The sequence below is a fragment of the Nocardia transvalensis genome (genome assembly GCF_015477765.1).
Lineage (GTDB): Bacteria > Actinomycetota > Actinomycetes > Mycobacteriales > Mycobacteriaceae > Nocardia > Nocardia transvalensis_A.
Genome location: NZ_JADLQQ010000006.1, coordinates 316,732 through 337,847 on the forward strand (window position 1 = coordinate 316,732; position 21,116 = coordinate 337,847).

A 21,116-nucleotide genomic window follows, 5' to 3' on the forward strand; every position below is an offset into this window, starting at 1 on the left:
ACCTGGGTAGACAGTGTCTACGAATTCGGGTAGACACTGTCTACGCATACTCGAGGGAGGGTTCAATGTGGTACTGGCTGTTGAAGTACGTTCTGATCGGACCGCTACTGCGGCTGCTCGGTCGGCCGAAAGTGGAAGGGCTGCAGCATGTGCCGCGAACCGGCCCGGTGATCATCGCGGCAAATCATCTGGCCGCCATCGACTCGCTGTATCTGGCGCTGGTGTTGCCTCGGCGGATCACCTTCATCGCCAAGCAGGAGTACTTCACCGAGCCCGGCTGGCGCGGGCGGCTCAACCGCTGGGTGATGACCGCGACGGGGCAGGTGCGGGTCGACCGTTCCGGCGGCTGCGCGGCGGCCGACGCATTGGGTGCGGCCGTGCGGATTCTCGAGGCAGACGGAGTGTGGGGAATCCACCCCGAGGGAACCAGGTCGCCCGACGGCCGGATCTATCGCGGCCGCACCGGTGTGATCCGGGTGGCCATGCAGACCGGTGCGCCCGTCGTGCCGGTCGTGCTGTCCGGCACCGATCGGGTCAATCCACACGGTCGTCGCCTGCTGCGCTGTGCGAGGGTTCGCATCAGCTTCGGTCGGCCGCGCCACTTCCCGCCCGCCGATCGCCTCGCCGTCCGCGCGGCCACCGACGCCCTCATGCTCGAAATGGCCGCTCGCTCCGGGCGCCGCTACGTCGATGATTACGCCGCCAGGTTCGACGCCGCGCGCTAGGGCTGGTGAGCGGGGGTGGCGGTTCGGGGGAACTGGGCGTGCGTGTTATTCTCTTCGGGTTGTCTCGGCGAGGGTGCGGCATGGAAGTGCTCACCGTGATCGACGCGGCGCGGCTTCGGGCCGTCCTCGTTCGGTCTTCGCCCGACGAGCAGACCCCATTCGCCAGGGCTGACCCTGGCCAGTTTGCAGACCGCCCGCAGAGCCGTAGGAGTTATCTGTCATGTCCGACGTCAGCGTCCTCGAAGCCAGCGTACGCACCGAGTTCGGTAAGGGTGCCGCGCGGCGCACCCGCCGGGCCGGCAACGTCCCCGCCGTGCTGTACGGCCACGGCGAGGCCCCCAAGCATCTGTCGGTCAATGCCCAGGCCTTCGCCGCTATCCTGCGTGAGCACGGCACCAACGCCGTGCTGAACCTCGAGATCGAGGGCAAGAAGCAGCTGGCGCTGACCAAGTCCGTGGTCGTGCACCCCATCCGCCGCTACATCGAGCACGCCGACCTGCTGCTCGTGCGCCGCGGCGAGAAGGTCACCACCGACGTGCACGTCGTGCTGACCGGTGAGGCCGCCGCGGGCACCCTGGTCACCCAGGACACCACCGTGCTGGTGATCGAGGCCGACGCGCTGAACATCCCCGAGCAGATCGAGGTCTCCATCGAGGGCTCCGAGCCCGGCACCCAGATCCTCGCGGGCCAGATCCCGCTGCCCAAGGGCGTCACCCTGGCCGGCGATCCGGAGACCCTGATCGTCAACATCATCGAGGCTCCGGCGGAGGCCATCGAGGGCGAGGCCGAGGAAGCGGCCGAGGAGCCCGCCGCAGCCGAGGGCGAGAGCGCCGAGTAACAGCGCCCCGCAACGGGTTTCGATGACCGCATCGAACGCCGGGCCCGCGCTCGTTGTCGGACTGGGCAATCCCGGACCCGAATACGAGCGCACCCGGCACAATGTCGGTTTCATGGTTGCCGACGTGCTCGCGCAGCGCGTCGGCGGCCGTTTCACCGTGCACAAGAAGTCGGGCGCCGATCTGCTGGAGGCCCGGCTCGACGGGCGCAAGGTGCTACTGGCCAAACCGCGCTCGTACATGAATGTTTCGGGCCGCCCCGTCGCGGCGCTGGCCCGCTTCTTCTCGGTCCCGGCCACCGAGGTCATCGTCGTGCACGACGAACTCGATCTGCCCTACGGCACCATCCGCCTCAAGCGCGGCGGCGGCGAGGGCGGCCACAACGGATTGCGTTCGGTCTCCAACGCTTTGACCACCAAGGACTACCTGCGGGTGCGATTCGGCATCGGCCGGCCACCCGGCCGCCAGGACCCGGCCGACTTCGTCCTCAAGCCCTTCGCCAGCGTCGAACGCAAGGACCTCCCGGTCTACGTCGAACAGGCCGCCGACGCGGTCGAGTTGCTCCTGCGCGTCGGGCTGGAACCCGCCCAGAACCAGCTGCATTGACCCCTGTCTCTGCGCCCCAGGGGGCACAGAGACAGGGAATGAGAAAATAGCTGCGCGCCAGGAATGACGGTTGGCTGCGCGCCGTGGAATGACGATTGGCTGGGCGCCGTGGAATGACGATTGGCTGCGCGCCGTGGAATGACGGTTGGCTGCGCGCCGTGGAATGACGGTTGGCTGGGGGCCAGGGAATGTCGTTGGCTGCGGGCCAGGGAATGACGGTTGGCCGCGGACCGGAACTCATCGCCGGGGACGGCAGTCACTACACTCGGCACGTGATTTCGAGAGCACATGGGTAACTCGTCGGGTACGCCCAAAGCTTAGCCAGGCACTGACGTAGGACCTGTGGCCAAGCCGAGTGACACCCGACTGGTATGGCCTGAAACGCGGAGAGGCGGGGGAGTGGAGTATCAGAAGCTCTTTGATCGGGTGCGCGGAACGATGGTGGGCGGGGCGGTCGGTGATGCGTTGGGGTGGCCGATCGAGTTCTTGCAATTGGCGCAGATCAGGGAGCGGTACGGGGAGGCGGGGGTTACCGGTTTCCTGCCGGGGCGGATACCCGATGCGCCCCAAGAGATCACCGACGATACGCAGATGACGCTGTTCACCGCCGAGGGGTTGCTGCGTTGCGCGCCCGGTGCTGATCCGGCCCCGGTGCTGCGCCGCGCATATCTGCGCTGGCTGACCACCCAGGTGGAGGCGAAGCCCGCCCCCGTACCCGACGGCTGGTTGGCCGGGCGGCCGTTCCTCTACGCCATGCGATCGCCGGGCCATGCCTGCACGAGCGGATTGCGCCAGCAGGCCGAGGAATATCTGGCGCCGCATCTGCCCGGTGAGCCGGGCCCGGTGAATCCGAATTCCAAGGGCTGCGGAACCGTCATGCGGTCGGCGCCGTTCGGTCTCGCCGCGCTCGGTCCGGACAGGGCGTTCGAGGCCGCGATGCGGTGCGCCCAGCTCACCCACGGCCACCCGACCGGCTACCTCGCCGCGGGTGCGTTCGCGGCCCTGATCGACAGCGTGCTGAGCGGGGTCGAACTGCCGATCGCCCTGCGCGACACCATCACTCGGCTCACCTCGATACCGGCCGACAGCTCGGAGGCGGTGTCCGCCCTGACCGGTGCGCTCGCGCTCGCCCACCTCGGCCCGCCGACGCCGGAGCGGGTCGAGCAGGTCGGTGCGGGCTGGGTCGCCGAGGAGTGTCTCGCCATCGCCGTCTACTGCGCGCTGTATGCGTACCGGACCGGAGACGTGCGCGGCGCGCTGCTGCTGTCGGTCAACCATTCCGGCGACTCCGATTCCACCGGTGCGGTGGCGGGCAACCTGATCGGTGCGGTCCACGGCCTGTCCGCCCTGCCTCCGGAGTGGGTGACGTCCGTGGAGGGCCGCGACGAATTGATCCAGATCTCCGACGATCTCGTGGTGAATTTCTTCTACAAGGACCGCTCTCGCCTCGGGACCCGCTATCCGCTCGACACCTCGGTCGGTATCTGATCAGGAATCCCGCGCGGTCCCGAGCTGTTGCGGAAGGCAAGTAGGCCGCGTTATGAGGGAGGTTGCATGTCGGAATCGTCGAGCGTCGCGGGCCGGGTGGCGGTGGTCACCGGTGCATCTCGCGGCCTGGGCCGGGCCGTAGCGCTGCATCTGGCGCGCGCCGGTGCAGCGGTCGCGGTGAACTATCGCAGCCAGGCCGACGCCGCCGAAAAGGTGGTGTCGGAGATTCGCGAATACGGCGGGCGCGCAACGGCGGTCGGCGCCGACGTCTCCGTCGCCGACGAGGTCCGCGCGCTGTTCGAGCGGGTCCGCGCGGATCTGGGTCCGGTCGGGGTGCTGGTCAACAATGCGGGCATCGGGTGCGTGCTCGAGGTGGACGAGCTGACCGAGGCCGCCTTCGACGAGACGATCACGGTCAACCTCAAGTCCGCATTCCTGTGCACGCAGGCGGCGCTGCCGGATATGCGCGCCGCGGGCTGGGGCCGCATCGTCAACATGTCCTCTGCGGCCGCACGGAGTCCCGGTGTGGTCGGCCCGCACTACAACGCTTCCAAAGCGGGCCTGGAGGGATTGACCCGCGGTTATGCCGCCCGTCTTGCCCGCGACGGCATCACGGTCAACGCCGTCGCGCCCGGCCCCATCGATACCGATATGGCCGAATGGTTGAAGCGATCCGGAATTGCCGACCGAGTTCCCGTGGGCCGCATGGGAACCCCCGACGAGGTCGGGCACGCCGTCCTCGCCGTCGCCGAGAACGGCTTCATCACCGGCCAGACCCTCTCGATCAATGGCGGCATGCTCTTCACCTAGCGTCGGGCGGCCAGCGCCGCGACCGCATCGACGAACCGGTCGAGTTCCGCGACGGTGACGAAGCAGTGCGGCGAGGCCCGCACCACCGACGCCAGCTGCCGGTGGGTCATGTCCAGCAGGGTCGAGCTGGCATGGCTGACGGTGACGGTGATGTCCCGCTCGAGCAGCCGGTCCCGCACCCGAGTCGGCTCCACGCCGTCGACGGTGAACGACACGATCCCGCTGTGGCGGGTGCCGAGATCCCGCACGGTGACCCCGGGGATCTGCGGCAGGGCCGCACGCAGGTGGTCGGCATTGGCGCGGACCGCGGCGTAGACGTTGTCCGGCCCCAGCTCGAGCAGGTAGCGCACCGCCGCACCGAGGCCGAGCCGGGCGGCCACGTCGCATTCCCAGAATTCGAAGCGGCTGGCGTCGGAGGCCAGCCGATACTCGGCCGGTCCGGTCCAGCTGCCGCTGTGCAGGTCCAGCCGCTGCGGCTCCATCGTCGTGGCCAATTCCGGCTGCACATACAGGAATCCGGTGCCGCGCGGGCCGCGCAGCCACTTGCGGCCGGTCGCCGACAGTGCGTCGACACCGAATTCCACGACGTCGAGCGGGACCTGTCCGGCCGATTGGCAGGCGTCCAGCAGGACCAGCGCACCGGCGTCATGGGCGATCTTGGTGACCTCGGTGACCGGGTTGACCAGGCCGCCGTTGGTCGGGGCGTGCACCAGCGACACCAGCGTCACCCGCTCGTCGACCATCCCGGCGAAGGCCTCCACGTCGATCTGCCCGGCGTCGTCGCTGGGGATCGCCTCGACGGTCGCGCCCGTGGTCCGGGCCCGCTGCAGTGCGGCGATGGCGTTGCTGGCGTAGTCGGAGCCGGAGATCAGGATGCGGTCACCGGGCCCCAGCGGCACCGAATAGAAGAAGTCGGCCCAGGCCCGAGAGGCGCTGTCGCTCAGTGCGATACAGGACGGGTCGGCGTTGACGAGGGTGCCGATGGCGGACTTGACCGCCTGCAGGTCGTCGAGGCGTTCGTTCGCCGCCCGGTAGCCGCCGATCTCCGCCTCGCGGCGCAGATGCCCGATCACCGTGTCGAGCACGATGCGGGGCGGCAGCGACGATCCGGCGCTGTCGAGGAAGACGGGTGTGGGCCGGGAAGTGTCGGCGTAGGCGGGGATGTCGGCGCGCAGCCGAGTCTGATCGAGCACGTCCCCCACGGTAGAAGATGGGATGATTGGGGTGCGCAGCTTTTTTGCGAATCTCTTCTGTACCCCGGATGACCTGCGGAAAGCCGAACCGGTACGGCGGTTTGTCACTCTTTTGCCAGATTTGTTGTCGGTTACCGTCGTTACTCTGGATCGGTCGGCGGAAGACGGGTTGGCAGTCTTCGGCCACCACCCCTGTAGGCGGCACGGCTGCGGCGGCCGGAAATCGGCGGCGGCAGAGCGGAGGTTGGCATGGCAGTAACGGTTGTGCGGGCACCCGCCGAGACGGGCGCTGGATTCTCCTCGCGTGCCGCCGCCGAGGCCTATATCGGCGGCGTGTGCTTCAAACAGGGCCCACCGGCGCTGATCGGCGCCGAACTCGAGTGGCTCACCGCGCATGATGAGTCGTCGGCGCCCGGTTCGCGTCCGGAGCTCTCCACCCTCGCGGACGCCCTGGGACCGCATGCGCCGCGGTCCATCGCCCCCGATTCCCCAGCCCTGCCACTACCCGGGGGCAGCCGGGTCACCATCGAACCCGGTGGGCAGGTAGAACTTTCCAGCGCCCCGTTCGGCGATACGACCGAACTGTGTGAGCGCCTGCGGGCCGACACCCGCATTCTGGAGCAATTGCTCCGCTCTCGTTCCATCCGAATCCTCGCCGCGGCCGCCGATGCCGACCGGCCCGCCCGGCGGCTGCTGCAGCTGCCGCGCTACCGGGCCATGGAGCATTCGTTCGCCGGAATCGGCCCGTTCGGCAAGCTGATGATGTGCAACACCGCGGCGACGCAGGTGAGCGTCGATGCGGGCGCCGACCCGGCCGAGGTGGCAGCGCGCTGGACAGCCCTGTACGCCATCGGTCCCGCCCTGCTGGCGGCCTTCGCCTGTTCCCCGGACCTCTGCGGTGCCCCGGTGGGCGGGTGGGCGTCGCAGCGGATGCGGACCTGGCTGCGGCTCGACCACACTCGCACGCGCCCACCGGTGCGGCAGTGGTCGGATCCGATCGTCGACTACGGCCGCTGGGCGCTGGACGTGCCACTGCTGTGTATCCGCCGCCCGGGCGACGAACTGGGCGACTGGGCGGCCCCGCCCGGCGCCACCTTCGCGGACTGGTTGTGCGGTGCGCTCGACGACGAAGTCGGCCGCAGGCCCGACGTCGTCGACCTCGACTATCACCTGACCACGGTATTTCCCCCGGTGCGGGCCTCCGGACACCTGGAGGTCCGCTACCTGGACACGCAGCCGGGCGACGGGTGGACGGTGCCGATCCACGTGATCGACGCGCTCATGTCCACCCCGGAGGTGATCGCCGAGGCGACGCGGCTGGCCATGCCGGTCGCCGACTGCTGGTCGGAGGCGGCCCGCTGCGGCCTGGCCGACCCGCAGATCCGGTCGGTCGCCGTCGATCTGCTCACCCTCGCGGCAGATCATGCGCGCACTTCCGACGCGGCGGACGAGGTGTCCGCGGCGGTGCATCGATGTCGTAGCGGTCGCATTCCCACGGGTGAGGCCGCACGTTGTGACGAGGCGGAGGCCTGACAATGACTGTTCATCTCACCGGCACCGACCGTGCCGAAACAGAACGCCTGCGGGAGCACATCGCGCAGGTGCTGACGCGGTCGCGGGCGCGCACCGCGACGCTGACCGACTGCCTGGACGAGGACGAACTGGTGGCGCAGCATTCGCGGCTGATGAGTCCGCTGGTGTGGGATCTGGCCCATATCGGCAATCAGGAAGAGCTGTGGCTGGTGCGCGACGTCGGCGGGCGCGAGCCCGTGCGCGCCGATATCGACCACCTCTACGACGCATTCCAACATCCCCGGGCGGATCGTCCGGCGCTGCCGCTGCTCGATCCGATCGAGGCCCGCGGATATGTGGGCACCGTGCGGCAGAAGGTCTGGGATGTGCTGGACCGCAACCAGTTACGAGGTTCACGGCTGATCGACGGCGGCTTCGCCTTCGGGATGATCGCCCAGCACGAGCAGCAGCACGACGAAACCATGCTGGCCACCCATCAGCTGCGGTCGGGCAGTGCCGTGCTGTCGGCCGCGCCGGCGCCGACCGCGCAGGTGCGGGTATCCGGTGAAATCGTCGTTCCAGCAGGCGAATTCACGATGGGCACCTCCACCGATGCGTGGGCGCTGGACAACGAACGACCGGCCCACCGGGTGCATGTGCCCGGCTTCGCCATCGACGCCGCGCCGGTGACCAATGCGCAGTATCAGGAGTTCATCGCCGACGGCGGCTACGAACGTCCGGAGCTGTGGTCCGAACGCGGGTGGGCGCATCGGTGCGAAGCAGGCCTCACCGCACCGCAGTTCTGGGAGCGCGACGGTGACAACCGGTGGTGGCGGCGGGTTTTCGGAACCATGCGGCTGGTCCGGCCGCAGCAACCCGTCGTGCACGTGTGCTGGTTCGAGGCCGAGGCGTATGCCAGGTGGGCGGGTAAACGCCTGCCCACCGAGGCGGAATGGGAGAAGGCGGCCCGCTTCGATCCGGCCACCGGCCGCTCGCGCCGCTACCCGTGGGGCGACGCCGAGCCCGACGAGCGCACCGCGAATCTGGGCCAGCGGCATCTGGAACCGGCGGAGGTCGGCGCCTACCCGGCAGGCGCCACCCCCGCGGGGGTGCATCAGCTGATCGGTGATGTCTGGGAGTGGACCGCATCCGGATTCGAGCCCTATCCGGGTTTCGAGGCGTTTCCGTATCGGGAGTACTCCGAGGTGTTCTTCGGCGGCGACTACAAGGTGCTGCGCGGCGGTTGTTTCGGCACCGACCCGGTCGCCTGCCGCGGCACCTTCCGCAACTGGGACCACCCGATTCGGCGCCAGATCTTCGCGGGCTTCCGGCTGGCCCGCGATCTGCGGCCGGATGAGCGCTGATGTGCCGTCATCTCGGCTACCTCGGCGCACCCGTGCCGATCGGCGGCCTGCTCACCCGCGGTGAGCATTCGCTGCGCAGCCAGGCCTGGGCGCCGCGGGATATGCGTGGCGGCGGGGCCATCAACGCGGACGGATTCGGGGTGGCCTGGTGGAACCCGGCCGCGGCCGTCCCGGGCGATACCGAGAACATCGGCGTGCGGGCCCACGGCGGGCCGACCGATGCGGTCGGTTCGGGTGGCGACCACCACCCGGTAAATTCGGTGATTGCCAGCCGATATCGCAATCCCGCGCCGATCTGGACCGATCCCGCCGTCGACGAGGTGCTGCCGCAGCTGCGATCCGGGGCGGTGCTGGCGGCCATCCGCTCGGCCACGGTCGGGATGCCGGTGGAACGCAACGCCTGCGCGCCGTTCACGCACGGCCACTGGGCCTTCAGCCACAACGGCGCGATCCCCCAGTGGCAGCGCGTGCTCACCGCGGTCGCCGCCGAATTCGGCACGCCCTCGTTGCTGGCGGCCGAATCCCACACCGACTCGGCGACGCTGTGGGTCATCCTCGCCGACCTGCTCGACAACCCGCGCCGCGCAATCGGTTCCGAACTCGGCGGGCCGGCCGCGACCGCCGAGATCCTGCGCCACATGGTGCTCGAAATTCTCGCGCACTCACCGAGGGCTCGGCTGAACCTGCTGCTCGGCGACGGCGAAACGCTGTGGGCCACCACCGTGCATCACTCGCTGTCGGTCCTGGTGACCGACGACACCGCGGTGGTGTCCTCCGAACCCTACGACGACGACCCGCGATGGCGGTCCGTGCCGGATCGGCAGCTGGTCACGGCGCGACCCGGGGCACTGTCCGTCGCATCCCTCGAATCCGAAGTCTCCGAAAGGGCCCGTTCATGACCGCACCGACGCTGGAAATCCACCTCACCGACGACGACCTCACCGCGGCGCTGCGGTCGGATGCCCGGCTGGGCCTGACCTCGACCCCGAAGTCGTTGCCGCCCAAGTGGTTCTACGACGCCCGCGGCAGCAGGCTGTTCGAGGCGATCACCGAGTTGCCCGAGTACTATCCGACCCGCACCGAGCGGGCCCTGCTGGAACATGTGGTCGGCGAGGTGGCGCGCATCGCGCAGGCCGAGGTGCTGGTGGAGTTGGGCGCGGGTTCGGCGGCCAAGACCCGGCTGCTGCTGGATGCGCTGGGTGCGGCGGGCCCGCTGAAAACCTATGTTCCCCAGGATGTGTCGGAGTCGGCTCTGCGTGGCGCGGCGGCCGAGGTCGCGGCGCGGTTCCCGGGGCTTGCGGTGCACGGGGTGGTCAGCGACTTCACCGATACGCTGCACAACCTGCCGCGTGGGGGGCGCCGCATGATCGCCTTCCTGGGTGGCACCATCGGCAATCTCGTTCCGGCCGAGCGCGCCGAATTCCTCTCCGGTATCCAGCAGGTGCTCGAGCCGGGGGAGCAGCTGCTGCTCGGGGCCGGTCTGGTCATCGACCCCGCCGTGCTGGTACCGGCCTACGACGATGCCGCCGGGGTGACCGCGGAATTCAACCGGAATGTGCTGTATGTGCTGAACTCTCGACTACAGGCCGACTTCGATCCGGAGGCGTTCGCGCACGTGGCGCTGTGGGACGCGGACAACGAGTGGATCGAGATGCGGCTCGAGGCCACCCGGGATATGACCGTCACCGTCGCCGATCTGGACCTGACCGTGCACTTCGCCCGCGGCGAGCAGATGCGCACCGAGATCTCGGCGAAGTTCCGAATCGACGGCCTCACCGGCGAATTGGATGCCGCGGGGTTTGCCACCGAGAAGGTGTGGACGGATCCGGACAACCGTTTCGCGCTGCTGTTGGCCGAGCGCCGCTGATCCCTAGGCTCCCCCGATGACGGCCGAGAGCCATTCCACGAGGGGGCGCATGGTTTCCCAGGACTTGCGGACCTCCTTGGCCGTGCGTGGTGTCTCCAGCCAGTCGGGGGCGCCGAAATCCTTGCTGACCAGCAGGGATTTATGGCGGAGGAGGTCGATGCGGGGGTGGTCGGCAGGGTAGCCCTTCGGGCGGGTTTTCAATTTCTCGCCGCCGATGCTGTAGCCGACCGCGGACAGTCCGTCGAGGATCTGTTCCAGCTCGTGCCCGCGCACCTCGTCGTCGATCGTCGTGCGCAATCGCGACAGTTGCTCCGGGGACGTCCCATACACGCCACCGGCGACGAACAGTCCGGGGGCGCCGATCTGCACATACCAGCCGGCGCCGGGCGCGGTGTGCACCACCGCGCCCTGATGGTCCTTGTACGGCGACTTGTCCTTGGAGAACCGCACGTCACGGTAGGGGCGGAAGATCTTGGCGGGCCCGAAGTCGGCCTCCAGTTCGGCGCACAGCGCGACCATCGGCTCCCGGACGGCCTTGTCGTAGACATGCTTGTGCGCCGTCCAGAACGCCTTCGAATTATCGGCCTCGAGATCCTCGTAGAAGTCCAACCCGGCGAACGGGAACCCGGCGAATCCGCTCATCCTGCCAACTTAACCCGGCCCACCGACAACAGCATCAGCCCGGCCATCCCGCCCTCATTGCCCGGGCTCTCCACTCTCATTGCCCGGGCTCTCCACTCTCATTGCCCAGGGACGTCAGTCCCTGGGCTCGTCCGTGACCTCCATGGCTGCCACCTCGGCCGGGCGGCCGTCCTCGGCCAGTTCCTCCGCGCGGTGGCGGCGGCGGGACCACTCCTGGTCGAGTTCCCGCGCGATGCCGAGGCGGCCGGTGTCCTCGTTCTCGTGATACCGGATCACCAGGTCGGACGGAGGGTCGGTGATATAGCGCTCGTACTCGCGGATCTCGTCGGCCTGGTCGTCGTCGCCCAGGTCGTTGTCCAGATCCTCGAACTGTTCGTCATCGCCCATCTCGAACACCTCGTCCGTCAGCCGGAAGTCATCGCGTTCGTCGGCCATGATGCCCACCTCTCTCCGCAGGCCGGCCCCGAGCAGCAACCCACCAGGAGCCTTCTATAACGCTACCGCTGAACCGGCGTGAAGTGGGAGAACGAAGAAGATCCCGGCCGAGAGCAGGCCGAGATCTCCGAGGATGGCAACGCCTCGATCTTCGAGGGGGGTAACGCCCTGTCTAGGCCGAACCGTTGAACAGACCCGTCACCGAGCCGTTCTCGAAAACCTCGCGGATGGTGCGGGCCAGCAGCGGGGCGATCGACAGAACCGTCAGCGAGGGGAACTTCTTGTCCTCGGTGATCGGGAGGGTGTTGGTGACGATCACTTCCTTGGCGCCGCACGCCGACAGCCGCTCGGCCGCCGGGTTGGACAGCACGCCGTGGGTGGCGGCGATGACCACATCGCCCGCACCGGCCTCGCGCAGCACGCGCACGGCCTCGGCGATGGTGCCGCCGGTGTCGATCATGTCGTCGATCAGGATGCAGGTGCGGCCGTCCACGTCACCGACGGGGCGGTGGGACTTGACCTGGTTGGGCACCAGCGGGTCGCGGGTCTTGTGGATGAACGCCACCGGGGCGCCGCCCAGCGAGTCGGCCCACTTCTCGGCCACCTTGACGCGGCCCGCGTCGGGGGAGACGACGGTGATGTTGTCGAGGGTGTAGTGGTTGCGCACATATTCCGACAGCTGGATCAGCGCGTGCATGTGGTCCACCGGGCCGTCGAAGAAGCCCTGGATCTGGTCGGTGTGCAGGTCGACGGTGATGATCCGGTCGGCGCCCGCGGTCTTGAGCAGATCGGCGACCAGGCGAGCGGAGATGGGCTCGCGGCCGCGGTGCTTCTTGTCCTGACGGGCGTAGGGGTAGAACGGCAGCACCGCGGTGATCCGCTTGGCCGATCCCCGCTTGAGCGCGTCGATCATGATGAGCTGTTCGACCAGCCACTGATTCAGCGGGGCCGGGAAGCTCTGCAGCACAAAGGCGTCGCAGCCGCGCACCGACTCCTCGAAACGAACGAAGATCTCGCCGTTGGCGAAGTCCCGGGCGGTTTGCGGAGTGATCGAGACGTCGAGTTCCTTGGCGACCTGTTCGGCCAGCTCAGGATGAGCGCGTCCCGAGAACAGCATCAGGTTCTTGTGGTTATCGGTCGAGAACGCGGTCACTCTGTGTTGCCATCCTTTTGCTCGGTTGCCTGACTCGCCCTGTCGTCGGCCGCGATCGCCTCCGCCGCCGCCTGCGCCGCAGCAGTTCCGGGTCGGTTCCGCTGCACCCAGCCCTCAATATTGCGCTGTGCTCCACCCGACACGGCAAGCGCCCCCGGCGGAACGTTTCTACGCAGCACAGTACCCGCTCCGGTATAGGCGCCGTCACCCACCGTGACCGGGGCGACGAACATATTGTCGCTGCCGGTTCGCACGTGCGAACCGATGACGGTGTGATGTTTGGCGACGCCGTCGTAGTTGACGAATACGCTGGAAGCGCCGATGTTGCTGTACTCGCCGATCGTCGCGTCGCCGACGTAGGTCAGATGCGGCACCTTGGAATGCGCGCCGATGGAGGCGTTCTTGGTCTCGACGAACGCTCCGAGCTTGCCCGATTCGCCCACTATGGTGCCGGGCCGCAGATAGGCGAACGGACCGATCGTCGCGCCCGGTCCGATGGTCGCCCCCTCGCCGTGGGTCCGCACGACCTTGGCCCCCTCACCGACCACCACATCGGTCAGGGTGCTGTCCGGACCGATCTCGGCGTCCTCGCCGATGACCGTATTGCCCAGCAGTTGGACCCCCGGGCGCAGCACCACGTCGCGGCCGATCCGCACGCCGGCGTCAACCCAGGTCGAGGACGGATCGATGACGGTGACCCCGGCACGCATGTGCCGTTCCAGGATGTAGCGGTTGAGGGTGCGAGTGGCGGCGGCCATCTGCACGCGGTCGTTGACGCCGGTCACCTTCGCCGCATCGACCAGCCGCGCCCCGTGCACGGGATGGCCGGCCTCGCGGGCCAGCTTCAGCACATCGGTCAGATACAGCTCGTGCTGGGCGTTGGCGGTGGTCAATCGGCCGACCATGGTGCGCAGCACGGTGACGTCGAAAACGTAGACACCGGAGTTGACTTCGCCGATCGCGGCCTGTTCCGGGGTGGCGTCGGCGTGTTCGACGATCTCGAGCACATGCCCCTCGGCGTCGCGCACGATGCGCCCGTAGCCGTTCGGATCGTCGGGCACGAAGGTCAGCACGGTGACCGCGGAGCGCTCCGCATAGCTGCGATGGTCCGCCAGCAGCGCCGACAGCGCGTGACCGTCCAGCAGCGGCACATCGGCAGAGGTGACCAGCAGATCGCCGGTGAAGTCCTCGGGCAACACCGTCAGCGCGCACTGCACCGCGTGCCCGGTGCCCAGCTGTTCCTCCTGCACCGCGGCGATGATGTCGCGATCCAATTCCGCCGCAACCGAATTCACGGCCGCGCCCACCTGCTCCCGATCGTGCCCGATGACGGTGATGAGGTAGGCGGGGTCGATCTCGTTCGCCGCATGCAGCGCGTGGGCGAGCATGCTGCGGCCGGCGAGTGAATGCAACACCTTGGGGGTCTTGGACCGCATTCGTGTTCCGGCTCCGGCGGCGAGAACGACGACGGCGGTCTGCTGTGGCATGGATCTCCCTCGGCTGCCTGTCATCGTGCTGCTGGCTGTCGTTGTCGGGCTGGTCGGACGCGGACCGACGATATACGCCTGCGCCCCCGAGCTCCGCCGCCAGGACTCGAACCTGGACTAACTGAACCAAAATCAGTGGTGCTGCCATTACACTACGGCGGATTGTCACACCGGCGGATCGCTCGGGTCCGCCGCTGCGCCACGGCACGCGGGAATGATCCTCGCACGCCGAAGGCCAAACGTCGAACCGCTTGTCCCGATTCCGCCCGCTGTGTCGATAGGGTACAGACGGTTGGAAGAATTGTCGCAGGTGAGGTCGCGGCGGTGCCGCAGCGTGGCGGAGCGAAGGGTTGGTGGATCGATGACGTCGGGTGAGGTGGGCCGGTCGGCGCGACCGCGCATGACCGGGACACAGCGGCGTCAGCAGTTGATCGAGATCGGCCGGGCGCTGTTTGCCGAGCGCGGTTACGACGCCACCTCGATCGAGGAGATCGCCCAGCGTGCCCAGGTCTCCAAACCCGTTGTGTACGAACATTTCGGCGGGAAAGAGGGGCTCTACGCGGTTGTCGTGGACCGGGAGATGTCGACGCTGCTGAGCATGATCACCGCCTCGCTCACCAAGAACCGCTCGCGAGTGCGGCTCGAGCAGGTGGCACTAGCGTTGCTGACCTATATGGAGGAGCGCACCGACGGATTCCGGATCCTGATGCGCGACCAACCGGCCTCGGCCGCCGAGGGCACCTACTCGAGTCTGCTCAACGAGGCGGTCAATCAGGTGGCGCACATCCTGGCGGGCGATTTCGAACGCCGCGGTTTCGACACCAGCCTGGCGACGCTGTACGCGCAGGCGCTGGTCGGGATGGTGGCGACGGCCGCCACGTGGTGGCTGGACGAGCGGCAGCCCTCCAAGGAGGTGGTCGCCGCGCACCTGGTGAACCTGTGCTGGAACGGCCTGACACACCTGGAGGCCGACCCGCAGTTGGCCTCGGAATGGCCCCACGGTACGGGTACCTGAGGGGCCAGCGTGTCGAGCAGGGGGTAATGGGGGCGGAACTGGACAGTTAACCCAAAATTTGCGACGGAGGCTGGTCTGAATGCTCGATTCCACTGGCAAGGGCCGGTCGGGTGGTACGGTTCACCCATCCTTCGAGTGCTGTTCGAGCTGTGATGTCGGTCAACTTCGGGATGTCGGTCTACTTCAGGATGGCTGGTTTGATGACAGGCGGATCTGATGGCTAGGCAAGCGCGTGCGGAGATCACTCGCGATTCCGTCCTTGCGGGCGCGGCCGATGTCTTCCTGCGGCTGGGCTACGCGAATGCGAGCCTGAGCGAGATCATCGCGCAATCCAATGTGACCAAGGGCGCCTTGTACTTTCACTTCGGCTCCAAGGAGGAGCTGGCGCGGGCGGTGGTCGACCAGGGCAACGAGCGTCTGGTCAGCGCCTGCCAGGGATTCTTCGATCCCAGAGTGCCGGCCCTGGAGGCGTGCATCGGCATCACCTACGTGGTCGCCGACCTCACCATGAACGATCCGATGGTGGGCGCGATGTTGAAGCTGACCCATCAGATCGGCGACTACCGCGGCGCGACCGGGGAGAACATCGCCAAGACCTGGGGTGAGACGCACCGATTGCTCGCCGAGCGCGCCATCGCCCAGGGCGACCTCAAACCGGACCTGGATCCGGAGACCATCGGCCTGCTGCTGCAGGAGCTGACGGCAGGCGTGCACATCACCGCCGTCGGCACCGACTCGATCGATCAGATGGCCGTCCGCATGGAACGCATGTGGTACTTCCTGCTGCCCTCGATCGTCCCGGAGGAAAAGGTCGCCTACTTCCGCGAGTTCGCAGCAAGACGCCTCCGCCGCTACGTCCCCTGATATCCCATTGTCCCGGCATCCTCTCGGCCGGAACGAAGGGATGTCACCCGGGCACACTAGACTCGCTGAGTCGTCGGTTTTCCTGATTCGCGTCCAGGAGTCTGTTCATGCCCACCCATCGCCCACCTCTTGCGGGACTGGCCGGGGTGGCCGGTACCGATACCTCGTTGACGCAGGTCAAGGGGCTGATCGACCGTTCGTCGGTGCAATTCGTGGCGCCGTCGGCGGTGCGGCCGTTCGTGGCGGCCACGATCGCGGGGGAGCGGCCGCTGGTGGTGGTGACCGCCACCGGGCGCGAAGCCGATGATCTGACCGTCGAGCTGACCGAGATCCTGGGCGATCGGGTCGCGCTGTTCCCGTCCTGGGAGACGCTGCCGCACGAGCGGCTGTCGCCGAGTGCGGACACCGTGGGCAAACGACTGCAGGTGCTGCGGCGGCTGGCCCATCCGGAGGATCGCTTCTACGCCGAACCGCTGCAGGTCGTGGTGACCACCGTCCGGTCGCTGATGCAGCCGATGGCGAGCGGTCTGGGCGATATCGCGCCGATCGTCCTGCAGGTGGGCCTCGAACACGATTTCGACGAATTGACCACGCGTCTGGTCGAATTCGCCTACGAGCGCGTCGACATGGTCGGCAAGCGCGGTGAATTCGCCGTCCGCGGCGGCATTCTCGACATCTTCCCCCCGACCGCGGATCACCCGGTGCGCGTGGAGTTCTGGGGCGACGAGATCACCGAGCTGCGCCCGTTCTCGGTCGCCGATCAGCGGTCGCTGCCCGAGGTCGAGGTGGATGTCGTTGTCGCCCAACCCTGTCGGGAACTGCTGCTGACCGAGGAGCTGCGGCTGCGCGCCGCCGAGGTCGCCGCCGAACATCCCGCCGACGCCGCCCTGGTCGAGATGCTGGAGAAGGTCGCGCAGGGCATCCCGGTCGTGGGCATGGAGGCCCTGCTGCCGGTGCTGCGGCCCGGCCATCTGCAGCTGCTCACCGAGGTGCTGCCCGAGCAGACCCATGTGCTGCTGTGCGATCCGGAGAAGATCCGCACCCGCGCCGCCGATCTCGTCCGCACCGGACAGGAATTTCTGGAGGCGTCGTGGACGGCCGCCTCGTTCGGCGGGGCGGCACCGCTGGGCGCGCACGGCCTGGACCTGGCGGCGTCGTCCTACCGAGGCCTGGACGAGGTGCATCGCGGCGCCGACGACCGCGGCCTGCCGTGGTGGACGCTGAGCCCGCTGGCCTCCGACCATCCGGCCGAGGTGGTGCTGCCGGTCTCGGCGGCACCGGCGGCCCGCGGATCGGACGAGTTGGTGGCGCAGGTGTTCGCGTCGCTGCGCGCGCATGTGACGACCGGTGGCCGCGCGGTCATCGTGGTCGCCGGGCACGGTACCGCCCAGCGCTTCCTGGAACGGCTCGCCGATGCCGAGGTCCCCGCCGCACCGCTGGATCCGGGTGCGGAACCGGTGCGCGGGCTGGTCGGGGTGCTGTGCGGTTCGCTGCACGACGGCATCGTGTTCGACGACGCCGAGCTCGTCGTCATCGCCGAATCCGATCTGACCGGCAACCGGGTCACCGCACCCGGCGAGGGAAAGAAGCTCCCGGCCCGCCGCCGCAACCAGGTCGATCCGCTGGCGCTGTCGGCCGGTGACCTGGTGGTGCACGATCAGCACGGCATCGGCCGGTTCGTGGAGATGATCGAACGCACCGTCGGCGGCGCCCGGCGGGAATATCTGGTGATCGAATACGCGCCCAGCAAGCGCGGGCAGCCCGGCGACCGGCTGTACGTGCCGATGGATTCGCTGGATCAGCTGTCGCGGTATGTGGGCGGCGAGATGCCCAGCCTGTCCAAGCTGGGCGGTTCGGACTGGGCCAACACCAAACGCAAGGCGCGCAAGGCGGTTCGCGAGATCGCCACCGAGCTGGTGCAGCTGTATGCCGCGCGCCAGGCCGCACCCGGTCACGCGTTCGCACCCGACACGCCCTGGCAGCAGGAGATGGAGGACGCCTTCGCGTTCACCGAGACCGTCGACCAGCTCACCGCGATTTCCGAGGTGAAGGCCGATATGGAGAAGGCCGTCCCGATGGACCGCGTGATCTGCGGCGACGTCGGCTACGGCAAGACCGAGATCGCGGTGCGCGCGGCGTTCAAGGCCGTCCAGGACGGTAAGCAGGTTGCGGTGCTGGTGCCGACCACGCTGCTGGCCCAGCAGCATCTGCAGACCTTCACCGAGCGGATGGCCGGATTCCCCGTGACGGTCAAGGGGCTGTCGCGCTTCACCGACCCCGGGGAGTCGCGAGAAGTGCTGGAGGGCATGGCCTCCGGCGATGTGGACATCGTCGTCGGCACCCACCGCCTGCTGCAGACCGGCGTGCGGTGGAAGGATCTGGGCCTGGTCGTCATCGACGAGGAGCAGCGGTTCGGCGTCGAGCACAAGGAACACATCAAGGCGCTGCGCACCCACGTCGACGTCCTGACCATGTCCGCCACGCCGATTCCGCGCACCCTGGAGATGAGCCTGGCCGGTATCCGCGAGATGTCGACCATCCTCACCCCGCCCGAGGAGCGGCACCCGGTGCTCACCTATGTCGGCGGCTACAACGACAAGCAGGTCGCCGCCGCCATCCGCCGCGAGCTGCTGCGCGACGGCCAGGTGTTCTATGTGCACAACCGAGTGTCGTCGATCGAGAAGGCGGCCAAGCGTATTCGCGATCTGGTGCCGGAGGCACGGGTGGCCGTCGCGCACGGCCAGATGAACGAGGACATGCTCGAGAAGACCGTGCAGGGCTTCTGGGAGCGCGAATTCGACGTCCTGGTGTGTACGACCATCATCGAAACCGGTTTGGACATCTCCAATGCCAATACGCTGATCGTGGAACGCGCCGACACGCTGGGTCTTTCGCAGTTGCATCAGTTGCGCGGACGGGTCGGCCGCAGCCGCGAGCGCGGATATGCCTACTTCCTGTATCCGGGGGAGAAGCCGCTCACCGAGACCGCCTACGACCGGCTGGCCACCATTTCCCAGAATTCGGATCTGGGCGCCGGTATGGCCGTGGCGATGAAGGACCTCGAGATCCGCGGCGCCGGAAACGTCTTGGGCGCCGAGCAGTCCGGGCACGTCGCCGGGGTCGGCTTCGATCTGTACGTGCGGCTGGTCGGCGAGGCGGTGGAGGCCTATCGGGCCGCCGCCGACGGCAGGCCGATCACCACCGACGAGGAGACCAAGGAGGTGCGCATCGATCTGCCGGTGGACGCGCACATCCCGCCGGACTACATCGCCAGCGATCGGCTGCGGTTGGAGGCCTACCGGAAACTGGCCGCCGCCCAGGACGATTCGGGCCTGGCCGCGGTGGTCGAGGAACTCGTCGACCGGTACGGCCCGCTGCCGGTGGAGGTGGGCCGCCTGGTGTCGGTGGCGAAGCTGCGCCTGGTCTGCCGCGAATACGGCATCGCGGAGGTGGGTGTCACCGGCACCACGCTGAAGATCTCGCCGATGCAGCTGCCCGATTCGAAGCAGCTGCGGCTCAAGAGGTTGTATCCCACCGCGACCTACCGCCCGACCACCGGCATCGTGCAGCTGCCGCTGCCGCGGGTGGAGGACAGCGTCGGCGCCGGGCGGATCCGCGATGTGCAGCTGCTGCAGTTCGTGGCCGATCTGCTGCTGGCGCTGGACGGCAAACCGCAGGGGACAGTGGATCTGCGGGTCGCGACCGAGGTGTCGGCGGCGCGATGAGTGCTACCGCCGACCACACCGCCGACTCCGCCCGGATGGCACACAGCCTGGCCGAGGCCGTCGAGGTCATGGACCGGCTGTGGAATTTCGGTGGCTGGGAGGTCACCCAGACCCACGACTCGCTGCGGCCCTACCTGCTGGAAGAGACCTACGAACTGCTCGACGCCATTCAGCACGGCGACAGCGTCACCATCAAGGAGGAGCTGGGCGATCTGCTGCTGCAGGTGCTGTTCCACTCCCGCATAGCCGAGGCCGCGGGCGAATTCACCGTCGACGACGTCGCCGCCGCCCTGGTCGCCAAGCTCGTCCACCGCAGCCCCCACCTGCTCGACGCCCCGATCGATCCGTCCGCGACCGTCGAGGAGAAGATCGCCGCCCAGGAAAGGGCCTGGGAGGAACGCAAATCCACCGAAAAGTCCCGCCGCTCCTGCCTCGACGGCATAGCCATGGCCCAACCGGCGCTCGCCTTGGCCGAGAAAATCCTCTCCCGCAGCCGCAAGGCGGGCCTCCCGGAGGACCTGATCCCCGACGAGCTCCGGTCGATCCGGCTGGGCGGTCCCGACAGCGCCGAGGAACGCCTCCGCAAGTCCGCCCTCGCCTTCGCGGCCCGCATCCGCGCCGCCGAAGACGCCGCCGAAGCCACCCGAGGTGAGCGTGCGGCTCTGTCGTCCGAGGATTGGCGCACTTACTGGTCGATCCGATCCCGCTGAAATTTGGTGGCGCTGTGATCGCGATCATGTCAGCATCGGCAGATGCCGCATTGGGTTTCGGTGTTGCCGGAGTTCGTGATTGCTTGCTTCGTTCTGGCCGTGCTGCCGGGCCCTGCGACTGCGTTGTTTCTGCAACGGGCGGTGCGGGATGGGCGGGCGGCGGGGCTGGCCGCGGTGGCGGGTAACGAGATCGGCGTGTTCGGGTGGACGCTGGCCGGTGGTGCCGGGCTGTCGGCGTTGCTGGTCGCCAATCGGTATCTGAACACCGCGGTGCACATAGTCGGCGCACTGGTCCTGATCTACCTCGGCATCCAAGCCTGGCGAGGAGCGAAGAAGGACGACGGCTTCGGCGCGGCCATGACCAAGGCACTGCCCACCGGTCACACCCCCGGCGCGGCCTTCCGCGCCTCCCTCATCTCCATCGCCGCCAACCCCAAGGCCGCCGTCTTCGGCCTGACCATCCTTCCGCAGTTCCTCCCCACCACCGGCCCGGTCCTCGCCACCGTGCTCATCCTCGCGGTGATCCAGGTCGTCGTCGACACCGCCTGGTGCGTCGCCATCGTCCTGGCCGCCGACCGTGCCGGAACCTGGCTGCGCCGCACCGGAATTCGTCAACGCATCGAACGAGCGCTGGCCGCGATCCTCGTCGCCCTCGGCTTCGGCCTCGCCGCCGACGCCCGCTGA

The 21,116-nt window shown here is 68.2% G+C and carries 19 protein-coding genes and 1 tRNA gene; 14 read left to right on the forward strand and 6 right to left on the reverse strand.

Annotation, left to right across the window (positions count from 1 at the left end; genetic code table 11):
* Window positions 1-65 precede the first annotated feature (65 nt).
* From IU452_RS19445 to IU452_RS19465, 5 genes are all read left to right on the forward strand, one after another.
* Window positions 66-725, forward strand: coding sequence for a lysophospholipid acyltransferase family protein (locus IU452_RS19445; RefSeq protein ID WP_195110511.1), 660 nt, complete (start codon window positions 66-68; stop codon window positions 723-725).
* Window positions 726-945: 220 nt separating this feature from the next.
* On the forward strand, window positions 946-1,563 hold the full coding sequence (locus IU452_RS19450) for a 50S ribosomal protein L25/general stress protein Ctc (RefSeq protein ID WP_195110512.1): 618 nt from the start codon (window positions 946-948) through the stop codon (window positions 1,561-1,563).
* Window positions 1,564-1,585: 22 nt separating this feature from the next.
* Complete coding sequence (gene pth, locus IU452_RS19455; RefSeq protein ID WP_195110513.1) at window positions 1,586-2,167, forward strand: aminoacyl-tRNA hydrolase; 582 nt, start codon at window positions 1,586-1,588, stop codon at window positions 2,165-2,167.
* A 399-nt stretch (window positions 2,168-2,566) separates the two neighbouring features.
* Window positions 2,567-3,655, forward strand: a complete 1,089-nt coding sequence (locus IU452_RS19460) for an ADP-ribosylglycohydrolase family protein (RefSeq protein ID WP_324192704.1) — start codon at window positions 2,567-2,569, stop codon at window positions 3,653-3,655.
* 66 nt (window positions 3,656-3,721) lie between these two features.
* Window positions 3,722-4,465 (forward strand): SDR family NAD(P)-dependent oxidoreductase, encoded by a 744-nt coding sequence (locus IU452_RS19465; protein ID WP_195110514.1) that lies wholly within the window; start codon window positions 3,722-3,724, stop codon window positions 4,463-4,465.
* Here the strand turns inward: IU452_RS19465 and IU452_RS19470 are convergent.
* The gene (locus tag IU452_RS19470; RefSeq protein ID WP_195110815.1) at window positions 4,462-5,658 is read right to left on the reverse strand and encodes an aminotransferase class V-fold PLP-dependent enzyme; all 1,197 of its coding nucleotides are present in this window, start codon (window positions 5,656-5,658) and stop codon (window positions 4,462-4,464) included. The genes IU452_RS19465 and IU452_RS19470 overlap by 4 nt on opposite strands.
* 249 nt (window positions 5,659-5,907) lie before the next feature.
* Between IU452_RS19470 and egtA the strand changes: the two genes are divergently transcribed.
* Genes egtA through egtD form a run of 4 tightly spaced genes read left to right on the forward strand, consistent with a single transcriptional unit; the run spans window position 5,908 to window position 10,401 of the window.
* Complete coding sequence (gene egtA / locus IU452_RS19475) at window positions 5,908-7,191, forward strand: ergothioneine biosynthesis glutamate--cysteine ligase EgtA (RefSeq protein WP_195110515.1); 1,284 nt, start codon at window positions 5,908-5,910, stop codon at window positions 7,189-7,191.
* A 2-nt stretch (window positions 7,192-7,193) separates the two neighbouring features.
* A complete protein-coding gene (egtB, locus tag IU452_RS19480) occupies window positions 7,194-8,534 on the forward strand; it encodes an ergothioneine biosynthesis protein EgtB (RefSeq protein ID WP_195110516.1) in 1,341 nt (446 codons plus the stop codon).
* Entirely contained in the window at window positions 8,534-9,433 is a 900-nt protein-coding gene (locus tag IU452_RS19485) for a class II glutamine amidotransferase (protein WP_195110517.1), read from the forward strand. Before egtB ends, IU452_RS19485 begins: the two co-directional genes overlap by 1 nt.
* Entirely contained in the window at window positions 9,430-10,401 is a 972-nt protein-coding gene (gene egtD / locus IU452_RS19490; protein WP_195110518.1) for an L-histidine N(alpha)-methyltransferase, read from the forward strand. The genes IU452_RS19485 and egtD overlap by 4 nt, the downstream gene beginning before the upstream one ends.
* Before the next feature lie 3 nt (window positions 10,402-10,404).
* Here egtD and IU452_RS19495 read toward each other — a convergent pair whose 3' ends face one another.
* The 5 genes from IU452_RS19495 to IU452_RS19515 all read right to left on the reverse strand — a co-directional run bounded on the left by IU452_RS19495 (window position 10,405) and on the right by IU452_RS19515 (window position 14,280).
* Window positions 10,405-11,043 (reverse strand): DUF2461 domain-containing protein, encoded by a 639-nt coding sequence (locus tag IU452_RS19495; RefSeq protein WP_195110519.1) that lies wholly within the window; start codon window positions 11,041-11,043, stop codon window positions 10,405-10,407.
* Between the two features lie 114 nt (window positions 11,044-11,157).
* Window positions 11,158-11,478, reverse strand: a complete 321-nt coding sequence (locus IU452_RS19500) for a hypothetical protein (RefSeq protein WP_228818257.1) — start codon at window positions 11,476-11,478, stop codon at window positions 11,158-11,160.
* A gap of 172 nt (window positions 11,479-11,650) precedes the next feature.
* Window positions 11,651-12,631 carry a ribose-phosphate diphosphokinase gene (locus IU452_RS19505; RefSeq protein WP_195110520.1) on the reverse strand — a complete coding sequence of 327 codons (981 nt, stop codon included), beginning with the start codon at window positions 12,629-12,631 and terminating at the stop codon, window positions 11,651-11,653.
* Entirely contained in the window at window positions 12,628-14,118 is a 1,491-nt protein-coding gene (gene glmU, locus IU452_RS19510) for a bifunctional UDP-N-acetylglucosamine diphosphorylase/glucosamine-1-phosphate N-acetyltransferase GlmU (RefSeq protein ID WP_195110521.1), read from the reverse strand. Before glmU ends, IU452_RS19505 begins: the two co-directional genes overlap by 4 nt.
* Window positions 14,119-14,209: 91 nt before the next feature.
* Window positions 14,210-14,280, reverse strand: a tRNA-Gln gene (locus tag IU452_RS19515).
* A 238-nt stretch (window positions 14,281-14,518) separates the two neighbouring features.
* Here IU452_RS19515 and IU452_RS19520 point away from each other — a divergent pair.
* The 5 genes from IU452_RS19520 to IU452_RS19540 all read left to right on the forward strand — a co-directional run bounded on the left by IU452_RS19520 (window position 14,519) and on the right by IU452_RS19540 (window position 21,116).
* Window positions 14,519-15,133, forward strand: coding sequence for a TetR/AcrR family transcriptional regulator (locus IU452_RS19520; protein WP_195110788.1), 615 nt, complete (start codon window positions 14,519-14,521; stop codon window positions 15,131-15,133).
* A gap of 216 nt (window positions 15,134-15,349) precedes the next feature.
* Window positions 15,350-15,997, forward strand: coding sequence for a TetR/AcrR family transcriptional regulator (locus tag IU452_RS19525; RefSeq protein WP_195110522.1), 648 nt, complete (start codon window positions 15,350-15,352; stop codon window positions 15,995-15,997).
* 107 nt (window positions 15,998-16,104) lie between these two features.
* A complete protein-coding gene (mfd, locus tag IU452_RS19530; RefSeq protein ID WP_195110523.1) occupies window positions 16,105-19,722 on the forward strand; it encodes a transcription-repair coupling factor in 3,618 nt (1,205 codons plus the stop codon).
* Window positions 19,719-20,432 carry a MazG family protein gene (locus tag IU452_RS19535; protein ID WP_195110524.1) on the forward strand — a complete coding sequence of 238 codons (714 nt, stop codon included), beginning with the start codon at window positions 19,719-19,721 and terminating at the stop codon, window positions 20,430-20,432. Before mfd ends, IU452_RS19535 begins: the two co-directional genes overlap by 4 nt.
* Before the next feature lie 42 nt (window positions 20,433-20,474).
* Window positions 20,475-21,116, forward strand: coding sequence for a LysE family translocator (locus IU452_RS19540; protein ID WP_195110525.1), 642 nt, complete (start codon window positions 20,475-20,477; stop codon window positions 21,114-21,116).

Excerpts from the sequence above, each read along its gene's own strand:
- IU452_RS19445 (WP_195110511.1), top strand. The coding sequence starts at position 66 with ATGTGGTACTGGCTGTTGAAGTACGTTCTGATCGGACCGCTACTGCGG.
- IU452_RS19450 (WP_195110512.1), top strand. The coding sequence starts at position 946 with ATGTCCGACGTCAGCGTCCTCGAAGCCAGCGTACGCACCGAGTTCGGT.
- pth (WP_195110513.1), top strand. The coding sequence starts at position 1,586 with ATGACCGCATCGAACGCCGGGCCCGCGCTCGTTGTCGGACTGGGCAAT.
- IU452_RS19465 (WP_195110514.1), top strand. The coding sequence starts at position 3,722 with ATGTCGGAATCGTCGAGCGTCGCGGGCCGGGTGGCGGTGGTCACCGGT.
- egtA (WP_195110515.1), top strand. The coding sequence starts at position 5,908 with ATGGCAGTAACGGTTGTGCGGGCACCCGCCGAGACGGGCGCTGGATTC.
- egtB (WP_195110516.1), top strand. The coding sequence starts at position 7,194 with ATGACTGTTCATCTCACCGGCACCGACCGTGCCGAAACAGAACGCCTG.
- IU452_RS19485 (WP_195110517.1), top strand. The coding sequence starts at position 8,534 with ATGTGCCGTCATCTCGGCTACCTCGGCGCACCCGTGCCGATCGGCGGC.
- egtD (WP_195110518.1), top strand. The coding sequence starts at position 9,430 with ATGACCGCACCGACGCTGGAAATCCACCTCACCGACGACGACCTCACC.
- IU452_RS19495 (WP_195110519.1), bottom strand. The coding sequence starts at position 11,043 with ATGAGCGGATTCGCCGGGTTCCCGTTCGCCGGGTTGGACTTCTACGAG.
- IU452_RS19500 (WP_228818257.1), bottom strand. The coding sequence starts at position 11,478 with ATGGCCGACGAACGCGATGACTTCCGGCTGACGGACGAGGTGTTCGAG.
- glmU (WP_195110521.1), bottom strand. The coding sequence starts at position 14,118 with ATGCCACAGCAGACCGCCGTCGTCGTTCTCGCCGCCGGAGCCGGAACA.
- IU452_RS19520 (WP_195110788.1), top strand. The coding sequence starts at position 14,519 with ATGACCGGGACACAGCGGCGTCAGCAGTTGATCGAGATCGGCCGGGCG.
- IU452_RS19525 (WP_195110522.1), top strand. The coding sequence starts at position 15,350 with ATGGCTAGGCAAGCGCGTGCGGAGATCACTCGCGATTCCGTCCTTGCG.
- mfd (WP_195110523.1), top strand. The coding sequence starts at position 16,105 with ATGCCCACCCATCGCCCACCTCTTGCGGGACTGGCCGGGGTGGCCGGT.
- IU452_RS19535 (WP_195110524.1), top strand. The coding sequence starts at position 19,719 with ATGAGTGCTACCGCCGACCACACCGCCGACTCCGCCCGGATGGCACAC.
- IU452_RS19540 (WP_195110525.1), top strand. The coding sequence starts at position 20,475 with ATGCCGCATTGGGTTTCGGTGTTGCCGGAGTTCGTGATTGCTTGCTTC.